This is a genomic window from Micromonospora sp. NPDC049044 (assembly GCF_040649215.1).
GTDB lineage: Bacteria > Actinomycetota > Actinomycetes > Mycobacteriales > Micromonosporaceae > Micromonospora.
Window position 1 is genome coordinate 27,868 of sequence record NZ_JBEZFA010000006.1, and the last position, 12,499, is coordinate 40,366.

9 protein-coding genes and 1 riboswitch are annotated in these 12,499 nt (G+C 71.2%); of the genes, 4 read left to right on the forward strand and 5 right to left on the reverse strand.

Annotation, left to right across the window (positions count from 1 at the left end):
* Positions 1-33 precede the first annotated feature (33 nt).
* The 3 genes from AB0B85_RS06410 to AB0B85_RS06420 form a co-directional block, all read right to left on the reverse strand.
* Complete coding sequence (locus tag AB0B85_RS06410; RefSeq protein WP_357404213.1) at positions 34-1,797, reverse strand: CDP-glycerol glycerophosphotransferase family protein; 1,764 nt, start codon at positions 1,795-1,797, stop codon at positions 34-36.
* A gap of 215 nt (positions 1,798-2,012) precedes the next feature.
* Complete coding sequence (locus AB0B85_RS06415) at positions 2,013-4,133, reverse strand: DUF6077 domain-containing protein (RefSeq protein WP_357404215.1); 2,121 nt, start codon at positions 4,131-4,133, stop codon at positions 2,013-2,015.
* A 123-nt stretch (positions 4,134-4,256) separates the two neighbouring features.
* On the reverse strand, positions 4,257-4,895 hold the full coding sequence (locus AB0B85_RS06420) for a TetR/AcrR family transcriptional regulator (protein ID WP_357404217.1): 639 nt from the start codon (positions 4,893-4,895) through the stop codon (positions 4,257-4,259).
* Between the two features lie 178 nt (positions 4,896-5,073).
* Here AB0B85_RS06420 and AB0B85_RS06425 point away from each other — a divergent pair, with 178 nt between their 5' ends.
* The 4 genes from AB0B85_RS06425 to AB0B85_RS06440 all read left to right on the forward strand — a co-directional run bounded on the left by AB0B85_RS06425 (position 5,074) and on the right by AB0B85_RS06440 (position 10,164).
* The gene (locus tag AB0B85_RS06425; protein WP_357404219.1) at positions 5,074-5,967 is read left to right on the forward strand and encodes an ABC transporter permease; all 894 of its coding nucleotides are present in this window, start codon (positions 5,074-5,076) and stop codon (positions 5,965-5,967) included.
* 34 nt (positions 5,968-6,001) lie between these two features.
* A complete protein-coding gene (locus AB0B85_RS06430; protein ID WP_357404526.1) occupies positions 6,002-6,778 on the forward strand; it encodes an ABC transporter ATP-binding protein in 777 nt (258 codons plus the stop codon).
* A gap of 145 nt (positions 6,779-6,923) precedes the next feature.
* The gene (locus AB0B85_RS06435) at positions 6,924-8,441 is read left to right on the forward strand and encodes a bifunctional cytidylyltransferase/SDR family oxidoreductase (protein WP_357404221.1); all 1,518 of its coding nucleotides are present in this window, start codon (positions 6,924-6,926) and stop codon (positions 8,439-8,441) included.
* 34 nt (positions 8,442-8,475) lie between these two features.
* Complete coding sequence (locus AB0B85_RS06440; RefSeq protein ID WP_357404223.1) at positions 8,476-10,164, forward strand: CDP-glycerol glycerophosphotransferase family protein; 1,689 nt, start codon at positions 8,476-8,478, stop codon at positions 10,162-10,164.
* A 32-nt stretch (positions 10,165-10,196) separates the two neighbouring features.
* On the opposite strand, the gene AB0B85_RS06445 is transcribed toward AB0B85_RS06440, so the two are convergent.
* Together AB0B85_RS06445 and AB0B85_RS06450 are read right to left on the reverse strand one after the other, a co-directional pair.
* Positions 10,197-10,943, reverse strand: coding sequence for an alpha/beta fold hydrolase (locus tag AB0B85_RS06445; RefSeq protein WP_357404225.1), 747 nt, complete (start codon positions 10,941-10,943; stop codon positions 10,197-10,199).
* Positions 10,944-11,076: 133 nt separating this feature from the next.
* The gene (locus AB0B85_RS06450) at positions 11,077-11,925 is read right to left on the reverse strand and encodes a C39 family peptidase (RefSeq protein ID WP_357404227.1); all 849 of its coding nucleotides are present in this window, start codon (positions 11,923-11,925) and stop codon (positions 11,077-11,079) included.
* A 230-nt stretch (positions 11,926-12,155) separates the two neighbouring features.
* A riboswitch (cyclic di-AMP (ydaO/yuaA leader) is annotated at positions 12,156-12,297 on the reverse strand.
* Positions 12,298-12,499: the final 202 nt, after the last annotated feature.

Sequence of the window (12,499 nt, forward strand, 5' to 3'; positions counted from 1 at the left end):
GTCGGGCCGGGCGCGCGGGGCGGTACCTGCCGCTCAGCGGCAGAGGCGGGTGATCTCCTCCTGGAACCGGTCCATCGGGTTCGCCTCGGCCGGACCGAGCAGGTAGGTCTTCAGCTCCCGCCGGGCCTCGGTCATCGGGTCGTCGCCGGCCCGGGTCAGTGCCACGATCTTCTCCAGCTCGCCGCAGTCCTTGGAGAGCAGGTACGCGGCCCGCGCCGTCGGGTACTCCCGGCGGAAGTCGTCCTCCGACAGGCCGGACGGGTTGGCCACCACGTACGGCCGCTGGCTCTGCACGAAGTCGGAGACCACACTGGACACGTCGCTGATCAGCAGATCGGTCTGGTTGAAGCAGTCGAACAGCGCCGGCGTACGGCCGGTGACCACCAGGTGAGCGGTGCCGTCCAGGGAGGACGCGTTGGGGTCACCACCGGCGGCCCGGATGGCCGCCACGATCCGGTCGTGGACCGCCCTGGCCGCTCGGGAGCGCGACCCGGTGAGCGGATGCGGCTTGTAGACCAGCCGCAGCCGGGGCGTCGTGGCGAGCAGCCCCTTGACGATCCGCTCGCCCATCAGCACCAGCGAGGTGTGGTAGGGGTCGTCGTCGAGCCAACCCTCCCAGGTGGGGGCGTAGAGCACTGTGAACGGCCGGTCCACCGACTCGGCGCCGAAGGTGTGCACCCCGGCGAGCTGCGGGCGGCCGATCTCGACGATGTCCGAGTCGAGGACCCCCACACCGGCGCGGGCGTAGCGTTCCCGGCCGGCCAGGCCGGCGACCCAGACCTCGTCGTACACCTTGCTGTACGGGTTGACGCTTGCCTGCTTGTCGCTGTCGCCGTGCCCCACGAAGACGTGCTTGGTGCCCGGCTCACGCAGCATGTGGATGTTCGCGCCGACGTTCGCGGCGTAGAGCGCCGCGCGGATGCCGCGCAGGTCGAGGTTCATGAAGTCGACCCCGGCCGGTACGCAGATCACCGGCAGCCGGGTGTCGGCCAACTCCAGGAACGCGTCCCGGCTGCGCAGCAGCACCACCGCGCGCTGCTGGAGCGCCTCGGTCGGGGCGAGCCACATGTTGGCCTGGTAGACGTCCTTGGCCGGCCCGGCGAAGTAGAGCGCCACCTCGGGCCGGTAACTGTCCAGCCAACGCTGCACGGCGGGCAGCAGCGGGCCCTCGCCCGTGCTCCGGCCCCGGCCGCGCAGCCAGGTGAGCGCGGTGATGGCGCCCACCACGCCGGTCGCCACGACCGCCACCGCGGCGGCGGCGAAGAACGGCGTCGCGTCGTGCTGCACCGCCGCGGCCACGGCGGCCGGCACCAGCAGCAGGTTGAGCAGGGGCATCCGGTCCCCGGCCACCGCCGCCACCCAGCCCGGCAGCTGGGGTGCGGAGCGCAGCTCACCCAGTTCGATGTTGCGCACCATGGCGGAGAGCGGATTACGGCGCTCGATCATGATGGAGAGTGCCCCGGCGAAGACCGACACGACCCACACCGCGGCCGGCAGCGCCAGCAGCAGGGTCAGTTCACCGCCGCTGAGCCGCACCTCGGCGACGACGAGCAACACGGCGGCGAGGTCCCGGGTCAGCTGTCGGTACGACCAGTGCAGGCCCACCTTCTCCAGCAGCAGCTGTGACGGGGGTGACCAGCGGGCGACGGCGAACTCGCCGATGATGGCGGCCAGCCCGGCGATGGCGAACAGGCCGATCCAGCCGAACACACCACCGACGAGCATGACCAGGTAGGCCAGAACCAGTAGCGCACTGTGGGCGGCCACTCCGAGGCGTCCTGTCAACGTGCCGAACAAACGAGTTCGCTCCCTACGAGATTTCGTTGCGGGCGGCGCCCGTGATGGGCCGACGTCACTCCCCCGTAGCGCAGCGGGTCAACCGCAGCCGGCTGCGCACGACTGCGACCTTAACGCGAAGGGACAGCTCGGTGTCGCTCGGGTATCCCGCACTATTTCGGTCAAAGTCGCGGGCCCGGCGCACCAGGCACCGCCGCGCGGCGCTGGGCGAGCGGTCAGCCGACCCGTCCGAAGCAGGTCATCGCGCCGGGCGCCTTGCGGGTGGCGAACTCCTGGTAGCCGAGCTGCGGCGCGGTGTCGCGGGCGTAGTGGTTGCCGTTGTAGACGCAGATGGTGCCGACGTTCAGGCGGTCCAGTGCCGGCGTCAGCTCGGCCGGCGACGGGCTGGTCGTGCCGTCGGCGAAATCGGCGAGCAACAGCCGGTCCTTGGCGAACTGGGAGGTGAGGTCGTACTCGACGAGGTAGAAGTCCCGGGGCAGGACGACCCGGACCTCGCTGGTGACGACCGGCAACGTCCGCATGATCGTCTTCGGTGCGAGCAGCATGCCCTGCGGGCGGTCCAGGTCCTTGATCCAGAAAGAGATCGCCTGACGCTGCTGCGGAAGCTTCCAGGTGGGGCGCTCGTGCACCTCGACCCAGCTCTTCGCCGACCACATCGGGGTGGCGAACAGCGCGAACGAGGCGACAAGCAGCACCGCGATCCCACCGGCCGCCGCACGGTAGCGCGACGGTTTCGGCGTCGGCACGCGCACGGTGCTGAGCAGACCGATGAGCGTCGGCAGGGCGAGCAGCCACGGTACGCGCCAGAGCACCACCGAGATCCCACTCAACGCGCTCATCACCTCAAGCACGCCGGGCACGAACATCACGCTCAACGCCAGCGTGGCACCGGCGGTGAGCAGCGCGGGCGTCCGCCGACGGGCGAGCAGTGGGCCACACCACAGCGCCAGTCCACTGATCACCCCCACCACCCCGAACAGCAGGGTCCGCCGGTAGGTGTACGCCGCGTCGAAGAAGGCGTCGTCCGCGCCGGCCGCTGTCATCCCGCCGAGCAGCAGGCGGGAGACCACAAGCGAGCCGATCGGGTACGCGAGGGCGGCGACGGCCGCGATGACGGCGTCCTTGCCGCGGCCGACGAGCAGCATGGCGAAGCCGGCGGCGGCGACGAGCATCGGCAGGATGATCGCCGCGGTGTTGGTGAGACCGATTGCGGTGATCGAGAGCGCGACGATGAGCAACAGGCTGCGCCGCGACCTGGTGTCGAACCATTCGGTGAGATAGAGCCACATCAGCGGGATGACCGCCGAGACGAACATGCCCTTGCCCTCGTGCAGCCGCAGGAGGTGGAACGTGCCGAGTGCGGCGTCCCCACCGGCGACGAGGTACAGGTACGCGAGCGCCACGGCGAAGGCGAGCACCGGACGGCGCGGAGCCCACCGGTGTGTCAGCCGCCAGAGCGCCAGCGCCGCGATCACCGCCATGATCGGCAGCAGCACGTACCAGAGGGCCGAGCTGGCGTGGATGCCGACGACGTTGGCGAAGGCGCCGTCGAAGGCCTCGATCGACGGGATCGGCGGCTGCGAACCCATGGCCGGCAGCACGTTCTCGGAGAACAGGAAGTCGTTGATCGGGATCAGGTCCCGATCGGCGATCCAGACCGACTTGCCGACGTAGTAGACGTCGTCCGGGGTGTTACGGGCCATGAAGAACGAGGAGATGCCGACAAGCACCGAGACGATCAGCGCGTACGCCGACTGGGCCGCGGTGGGTGCCGGGGCGACGGTGCTGGACACCGGGCCGCGCAGCCAGACCTTGCGCACCAGCACCATCCCGCCGATCGCGGCGAGCAGGCCGGTCACCGCCGGAATCCACCACCACACGGTGATCCGCTCACCGGCGGTGACGGCGGCGGAGACGGCGGCCACCGTGGCGGCGACCAGCACCCCGATCAGCAACCGGCGGTCGACGGCGGGCCGTGGGCCGTCCGGCTCGGCCGGTGCCGGGTCGACCGGCACCGCCCGCTCGGTGCGGGCCGCGACGTCGACGAACCGGCGGCGGGCGCGCAGCAGGACCACGGCCGCGAGCACCACGCAGGCCACCAGCCAGATCTTGAAGGTCACCGACGGACGCAGGTCACCCAGGAAAGCCAGGTGGTAGATCACCGTGAAGAGCGCGAACGCGAGCACGGCACCGTCGGTGAGCACCGCCGGGGCGACGGCCACCAGCGCGCGCACCCGGGACATCGCCGCGGGCCGGCCGCCGGGACGGGATGCCGGTGCGGGCCGTGCCGGGTCCGGGTCGGCGGGCGCTACGGCGATGCTGTCGACGTTGGCCACGGTCGTCCTTACTCGTCAGGCGGATGAGGGGTTTCGGCACGCTGCCGACCGGGTTTCAGGGGGCAGCGTAGCGGAGTCGGACCGGGTGACCGGCGCAGCGGGCGACGGAGTGTCGGACGCTGGTCAACCCGATATCGGGGCGGCCCGGGGACGCGGTAGGGCGCTGTCGGCGCCGAGCCCGGTGGCCACGGACTCGACCAGGTTGTCGAGGTAGCTGTCGGTGAGCGGGAGCCGGGCGATGGCCAGCCGCCAGTAGAGCGGGCCCACGATGAGGTCGATCGCCGCGTCCGGGTCGGTGTCGGCGGGTAGCTCGCCGCGCTGCACCGCGCGGGTGACCAGGCGACCGCCGATCTCCTGCTGACGGGCGTGCAGCACCTGCCGCAGGGTCGCGTCGATGCTGGGGTTACGCGCCGCCTCGGCCAGCAGGTCCGGGATGATCTGCGAGGCCAGCGGGTGGCGCAGCGCGTGCGCCACCGCCTGGAACAGCAGGGCGAGGTCGCCGCGCAGGGTGCCGGTGTCCAGGGCCGGCAGCTTGCCGTGCGCCGCCGCGGCGACGATCTCCAGCACCAGGTCGAGCTTCGAGTTCCAGCGCCGGTAGATCGCCGTCTTGCTGACGCCGGCCCGGCGGGCCACCGCCTCGATGGAGAGCCGGCCGTAGCCGACGGCGGCGAGCTCCTGCGTCAGCGCGCGCCGGATCGCCGCGGTGATCTCGTCGCGCAGCACCGCCGCTCCGGCCGGGGCACGCCTCTTCTCGGTCGTCAACAATCACTCTTATCGCAGGTCACGGTGCCCAGAGTAGCGCAACGACGATACGGTTGCGTCCCGACGTGTTTCGGACTACTGTCCACGCAGCGACGAGGCGGCGCCCCGCGCACAGTTCCCACTAGGATTCCATCGTCGCGAGCCACCCGTCTGCACGAAAGATCGGAGCGCCATTTCCATGGCCACCACCGCGCTGGTCGACCCCGACACGGGCCTGACCCAGGCGCAGCTGGCCGCTCGGCACGGGCTACGGGTCGCCGGTGAGCGCCCCAGCGTCGTCGAGTACAGCCGCCGACTATGGGCCTACCGGCACTTCATCGCCGCGTACGCCAACGCCAAGCTGGTCGCCTCGTACAGCAACGCCAAGCTGGGCCAGCTCTGGCAGGTGCTCACCCCGCTCACCAACGCGGCGGTCTACTACCTGATCTTCGGGGTGGTGCTGGCACAGAACGACATGCCGAACTACATCGCCTACCTCACCACCGGGCTGTTCATCTTCAACTTCACCCAGAGCGCGGTCCTGGCCGGCACCCAGTCGATAAGCAGCAACCTCGGGCTGATCCGGGCGCTGCACTTCCCCCGGGCCAGCCTGCCGCTGTCCACCACGCTCACGCAGTTCCAGCAGCTGCTGGCCTCGATGGTGGTGCTGATCGGCATCGTGCTCGTCACCGGCGAGCCGATCACGCTGGAGTGGCTGCTGCTGGTGCCGGCCCTGCTCCTACAGGCGGTGTTCAACGCAGGTGTCGTGCTCGCGGTGGCCCGGTTGGGCAGCAAGTCGAGCGACCTGAAGCAGGTCATGCCGTTCATCCTGCGCACCTGGATGTACGGCTCCGGCGTCCTCTACAGCGTCAGCCTCTTCGAACGGCTGCCCGCCTGGGCGACGACGCTCGTGCAGTACAACCCGCTGCTCGTCTACATCGAGCTCGCGCGGTACACGCTGCTGGAGGAAGCACCACTGCTCAACGAGTCGCTGGCCCAGCTCTGGCTGGTCGGCGGCGGGTGGGCAGTGGTCGCCGGCGTCGGCGGTTTCCTCTACTTCTGGCGCGGCGAACAGGAGTACGGCCGTGGTTGAGCAGTTCGACGCCCCCATCGAGGCGACCGCGACGATGACGTCGACCCAGGAGCGCATCCCGACAGTGGTCGTGGACGACGCGCACATCATCTACCGGGTGCACCAGGGTGCCACCGGTGGCACCACCCCGGTGGCCGCGCTGCGCCGGCTGGTCAAGCGCACCCACGCGCCGAACATCCGGGAGGTGCACGCGGTCAAGGGTGTCTCGTTCACCGCGTACCGGGGCGAGGCGATCGGGCTGATCGGCAGCAACGGCTCCGGCAAGTCCACCATCCTGCGGGCCATCGCCGGCCTGCTGCCGGTCAACCGGGGGGCGATCCACACCCAGGGGCAACCGTCGCTGCTGGGCGTGAACGCCGCCCTGCTCAACGACCTCTCCGGCGAGCGCAACGTCACCCTCGGTTGCCTGGCGATGGGCATGCACCCGGACGACGTGGCCAACCAGGCCGCCGGGATCATCGAATTCTCCGGGATCAACGAGCGGGGCGACTTCGCCAGCCTGCCGATGCGGACGTACTCGTCCGGCATGGCGGCCCGGCTGCGGTTCTCCATCGCCGCCGCGAAGAAGCACGACGTGCTGCTCATCGACGAGGCGCTCGCCACCGGTGACAAGGGCTTCCGCAAGCGCAGCGAGCAGCGCGTACGGGAGTTGCGCGAGGGCGCGGGCACTGTGTTCCTCGTCAGCCACCAGCTCTCCTCGGTACGGGACACCTGCGAGCGGACGATCTGGCTGGAATCGGGCGTACTGCGGATGGACGGGCCCACCGACGAGGTCATTCGGGCCTACGAGGCGTACGCGAACAGCAAGTAGAGCGCCGGCGAACGTCCGGCATCGACACGGCGCCATGGACCGCGTCGCCCGCGTTGGGGCGGCGCGATCCGCGCGTTAAGGTTCATTCCGTCGCCGCTCGGGCGGAACCTTCCGTTAACGCATCCCTGAGAGTGAGGATCCGGCAATGACGCAGGACCAGACCACTGGCCCGGACGCCGCAACGGAGCACCCGACGCCGTGGCGGCCCTCGCGGACGGTGGCCGTGATCCTGGCCGGCGGCACCGGGACCCGGCTGGGCCTCGGCATCCCCAAGCAGCTGCTCAAGATCGCCGGCAAGCCGATCATCGAGCACACCCTGGCGGTCTTCGAGGCGGCACCGGAGATCGACGAGATCATCGTGCTGATGGCGACCGGCCACGTCGACGACGCCCGGCAGATCGTCGAGAAGGCCGGCCTGCGCAAGGTCACCAAGGTGATCGAGGGCGGTGACACCCGCAACGCCACCACCCGGATCGCGCTTGACGCGGTCGGCCCCCAGGACTGCAACATCCTCTTCCACGACGCGGTACGCCCACTGCTCAGCGGTCGGATCGTGCGGGAGTGCGTCAACGCGCTGTGGACCTACGACGCCGTGGACGTGGCCATCCCGTCCGCGGACACGATCATCCAGGTGGACGAGAACGACTGCATCACCGACATCCCGGTGCGGTCCCGGCTGCGCCGGGGGCAGACCCCGCAGGCGTTCCGCTCCCCCACCATCCGGGAGGCGTACCGGATCGCCGAGGGCGACCCGAACTTCGCCGCCACCGACGACTGCGGCGTGGTGCTGCGCTACCTGCCCGGCACCCCGATCAGGGTGATCGACGGCTCGGACGAGAACATCAAGGTCACCCACCCGGTCGACGTGCACCTGGCCGACAAGCTCTTCCAGCTCGCCGCGGCCCAGGCGCCCCGGCTGACCGACCACCGCAGCTACAGCGAGGAGCTGACCGGCCGCACCATCGTGGTGTTCGGCGGCAGCTACGGCATCGGCCACGAGCTGACCGAGCTGGCCCGGCGCTACGGCGCCCAGGTCTTCCCGTTCAGCCGTTCCAGCACCGGCACCCACGTCGAGCGTGCCGAGGACGTCGAGGCCGCGCTGACTACCGCGTTCGAGGCCACCGGCCGGATCGACCACGTGGTGGTCACCGCCGGCATCCTGGAGCGGGGCGAACTCGCCGAGATGGACGAGGAGACCATGGACCGGGTGCTCCAGGTCAACTTCGTCGGCCCGGTGACCATCGCCCGCCAGGCGCTGCCCTACCTGCAACAGACCAAGGGCCAGCTCCTGCTCTACACGTCCAGCTCCTACACCCGGGGGCGGGCCCGCTACGCCCTCTACTCGGCCACCAAGGCCGCCCTGGTCAACCTCACCCAGGCGCTCGCCGACGAGTGGGCCGACGTGGGCGTCCGGGTCAACTGCATCAACCCGGAGCGGACCGCCACGCCGATGCGCACGCGGGCCTTCGGCGAGGAGCCGGAGCACACCCTGCTCGCCGCCGAGGCCGTCGCCCAGTCGTCACTCGACGTGCTGATCTCCGACCTGACCGGTCAGGTCATCGACGTACGCCGGGCACCCGGGGACGGGCCCACGCCGAGCGTGCCGGCCCAGAGCGGGCCCAGTCAGGTCGCGGCGCCGGCCGGCGCGGCGTCGACGAGCTGACACCGACCGGCGGCGGAACCACGAACGGAGCAACATGCGCGGCGACCTGGTCCGAAAGCTGGCCGCCCGGTGCCTGAGCACCGGGTTGGCCGTGCTGGCCTTTGTCGTGCTGGCACTCACCGGCGCCACCGGCTGGGGGCTGGCGCTGGCCGTCGCCGCGTTGGCCGCCGCGGCCGCCGAACAGCGGATCCGACCCACCGCCGACCTGGTCGCGGAGACGACGCTCATCGCCGCCGCGATCCTTGTCGGTTACTCCCGGCGTCTTGACGACGGGTTCAACCTCACGCTCGTCGCCACCGCCCTGGTCCTCCTGGGGTTGGTGCTGCTGGTGGGGCCTCTGCGTACCGCCGGCAACCTGGAGGTCCGCACGGCGAACCTGCCGGTCCGCGCCTGGACGCCGCTGCTCGCCGACCGGCTCGGCACCGCCCTGCTCGGGCTGCTCGCCGTGCTGGCGCTCGCTGCCGCCCTCACCCTGCCGGCCGGCGTGGCGTTGGCAGTGAGTCTGCTTGTCGGCGCGGGCACCGGGGTGGTCGCCCTGGACCTGGCCCGGCGGCGGTTCCGGCCGGGCGCCGGTGGCGGGCCGGTGGCTCGGGCGCTGCGCCGGCACCAGCCGGAGTTCCTGCTCTACTTCTCCGCGCCGCCCGGCTCGGAATACCAGGTCACCATGTGGCTGCCGTACCTGGAACGGATCGGCCGGCCGTTCCTGGTGGTGCTGCGCGAACCGGAGTTCCTGGCCCCGATCGCCGCCGCCACCGACGCGCCGGTGGTCTACTGCCCCACCCTGCGGGCGATGGACGAGGCGCTGGTGCCGAGCCTGCGTGTGGCGTTCTACGTCAACCACGGGGCGAAGAACAGCCACTGCATCCGCTTCACCCAGCTCACCCACGTCCAGCTGCACCATGGCGACAGCGACAAGGCGCCGAGCGCCAACCCGGTGTCCGGGATCTTCGACCGGATCTTCGTGGCCGGCCCGGCCGCGATCGACAGGTACGCCCGCGCCGGGGTGCAGATCCCGGCGGACAAGTTCGTGGTGGTCGGCCGCCCGCAGGTCGAGTCGATCCAGGTACGGTCCGAGCCGGAGCCGGGGATGGCGCACCCCACGGTGTTGTACACCCCGACGTGGACCGGGCATCACGCCGACGCCGACTACTGCTCGCTGCCGGTGGCCGAGGGGCTGCTGCGTCGGCTGCTGGAGCGCGGCGCGACGGTGATCCTGCGGGCGCACCCGTACACGACACAGAACCCGGCCTCGGCCCGCCAGTTGGGCCGGCTCACCGAACTGCTCGTCGCCGATCGGGCCCGCACCGGCCGCCAGCACGTCGTCGGTGCCGCGGCCCGCGAGCTGAGCCTGACCGAGTGCGTGAACCGGTCGGACGCGCTGGTCTCCGACGTGTCCGGGGTGATCTCGGACTACCTCTACTCCAGCAAGCCGTACGCGGTCACCGACATGGGCGACGAGGGTGACCGGTTCGCCGAACGGTTCCCGCTTGCCGCGTCGGGTTACGTGCTGCGCCGGGATCTGTCCAACCTGGACGACATGCTGACCGCGCTGCTGGACACCGATCCGCTGGCCGCGGAGCGCTGGGCCACCCGCCGACGCTACCTGGGTGACTTCCCCGCCGAGGCGTACGCCGACGCGTTCCTGACCGCCGCCCGCCGGGAACTGGCGGCAACACAGGACCCCGCCGCCGAGCGCGCCCGGCAGCTCTCCCCTCTGGCCTGACCCGGACTGTCGGCCCACCCGCCCCGGGACGCTCAGCGGTACGGGTCGAGCAGCGCCAACACGGCCGCTGGGTCCTCCACGTGAGCGTTGTGCCCGAGCCCGGGCAACGTGGCGACCGGTACGCCGTACTCCTTGAGTTGTTCGTCGGTGACCATCGGGTCGTGCTCGCCGCGCGCCAGCACCACCGGCACGTCGGTGGCCGCGAGCAGCGCGGCCAGGTCGGGCTCGCCGACGGCGAACGCGGTCGGGTCCATGGCCAGACGCCAGCGACCGTCGACCTGACGAAGGCCGGCGTCCACCACCGGATGGTCCGGCGGGAGCAGACCGGTCAGCCCGGAGACGCGCAGGTAGCGACGGGCCGCCTCGGTACGGCTGGCGAACCAGCTCACCGGGCGGGCGGCCAGCTCAGCGGCATGTTCCAGCTCGGCTGGTGACCAGAGCGCCTTGATGCCCAACCCGACCACCGCGTCCACCGGCATCCCGGCGTCGCGCGCGGCCAACGCGAGGCCGACCACGCCACCCAGCGAGTGCCCGAGCACGACGAGCCGGTCGTCGGGGGCGAGTGCCTGCGCGATCCGCTGGGCGAAGCCGGCGAAGGAGTACGACGGCAGCGGCGACGCCCAGCCGTGACCGGCGAGGTCCGGTGCCAGCCACCGACCGGGCCAGTGGTGGGCCAGATGCGGCGCCCAGGGCAACCACACGTCACCGGTCGCGCCCATCCCGTGCAACAGCAGCAGGACCGGCCCTCGACCGGCGTGACCACCCGATTCATCCACCACGGCCGCAGTCTCCCACGGTTCCCGGCCCGGTACGAGAGTCGTCGACGGGGCGTACCGCGGACCGCCGTGGAAGACGCAGCGGGCGCCGGCCCCTTGTGGGGGACGGCGCCCGCTGCGGTCCAGCGTGCCCGGGTCAGGCGGAGTAGCCCCGGCTGGCGATCCAGTTGGCCAGGTCGATGGTGGTGATCCAGTACGACGGGTCGGCAGCGTTGGCCGAGTCGGCGATGCGCACCGTACGGCCGTTGTCCTTGTAACCCACGACGGCGATGTAGTGCCCGCCGCCGTAGGAGTGCCAGCCGCCGTCGGTGTCGGTGGCGTCGCCGACGACGTTCGCGACAACGCCCCGGCCGTCGGTGATGGCCTTGACGACATCGGCCTGGAGGCGGTCCATCTGCGCCGGGCTGGGCGCGCCGGCGAACATCCGGGTCCGGTACGGGGAGCCCTTCACCTCGGCGTTGAGCACCCGGGTGGTGTCCTCGGCCGAGTTGGTGCCCATCTCGGTGGTGCCCAGCTCGGCGCCGAGTTCCTCCTGGGTACGGTCGATCCCGGCGGCGCTGAGCGCGTTACGGGTGGCCGCCGGACCGCAGTTGTAGTAGGTGTTCTGCGCCTGGTACTCGTAGTCGAGCACCTTGGTCGCGGGCGGCTTCGGCGGCGTCGGCTTACGGGTGAGGTCCGGGTTGCTCGTGGCCTTGGCGGCGGGCGCGGCGGCGCTGGTGGCCGGGGCGGCGCTTGTCGGCGCTGCGGTGGCCGACGGGGAGGCGTCGCGCACCTCGCCACGGGAGGCGGCGACGTCGCTGCGCAGCTCGGCGACTGTGGTCGCGGTGCGCTGGTCGGCCGGCGCGTCGTCGGCGGTGGTGAGCAGGGTGCCGGTGGTGCCGGCGATCACGAGGGCCGCGGCGGAGGCGGCGATGATCTGGTACGGGCGCTCGGTCGCGATGCGACGGAGCTGACGCTGCAGGGTGTGCTTCACGGGGTCCTCCACGGTCGGGGGGAGAGCGGCACACCGGGGGCCGGACCGGCATCCGGGCAGGCGCCAGCGCGCGGACTGTGGTCCGCGGATGGTGAACCGCTCAGGGGACGCCCGGCGGGGCCGGGCGGTTAGGCGATGACCCGGGGGTCAGCTCACCGTCGCTTGACGAATGAGCGGGGGCACCGCTGCGCCGTGGAGGCGAGGGAACAGCCGAGGGGTGGGGAGGTGCTGCACGAGAATGGAACTCCTTCCGACACCGCCTACCGGGTTAGCTGACGGATTCGGGCGGGAAGATCGCCCTACCGCGGGCCGATGCTCGCGGATTCACCCCGGACTTACTGATGGGTCCCCGGTTCGTTCATCACGATTGAGCGGGTCGGCGCGGCGTCGCGTCTTGCGATCGATTACCGCACCGGACGGGACGACACTACTGGCCCAACCACACGGTGCCAAGCCAGGCCCACCTGCGTAAACCCGAAACTGCACGGCAATTTCTGCGCGTATTGCCGATGACGTGACTCGATGGGACAAGCGGTTACGGCGACGCCTACGGGCCACAACCGGACAGGTCGCCGAGAGTGCGGCC

Bases quoted from the DNA above. Each gene is read 5' to 3' on its own strand.
- AB0B85_RS06425 (WP_357404219.1), top strand. From the start codon at position 5,074: ATGGCCACCACCGCGCTGGTCGACCCCGACACGGGCCTGACCCAGGCG.
- AB0B85_RS06435 (WP_357404221.1), top strand. From the start codon at position 6,924: ATGACGCAGGACCAGACCACTGGCCCGGACGCCGCAACGGAGCACCCG.
- AB0B85_RS06430 (WP_357404526.1), top strand. From the start codon at position 6,002: ATGACGTCGACCCAGGAGCGCATCCCGACAGTGGTCGTGGACGACGCG.
- AB0B85_RS06440 (WP_357404223.1), top strand. From the start codon at position 8,476: ATGCGCGGCGACCTGGTCCGAAAGCTGGCCGCCCGGTGCCTGAGCACC.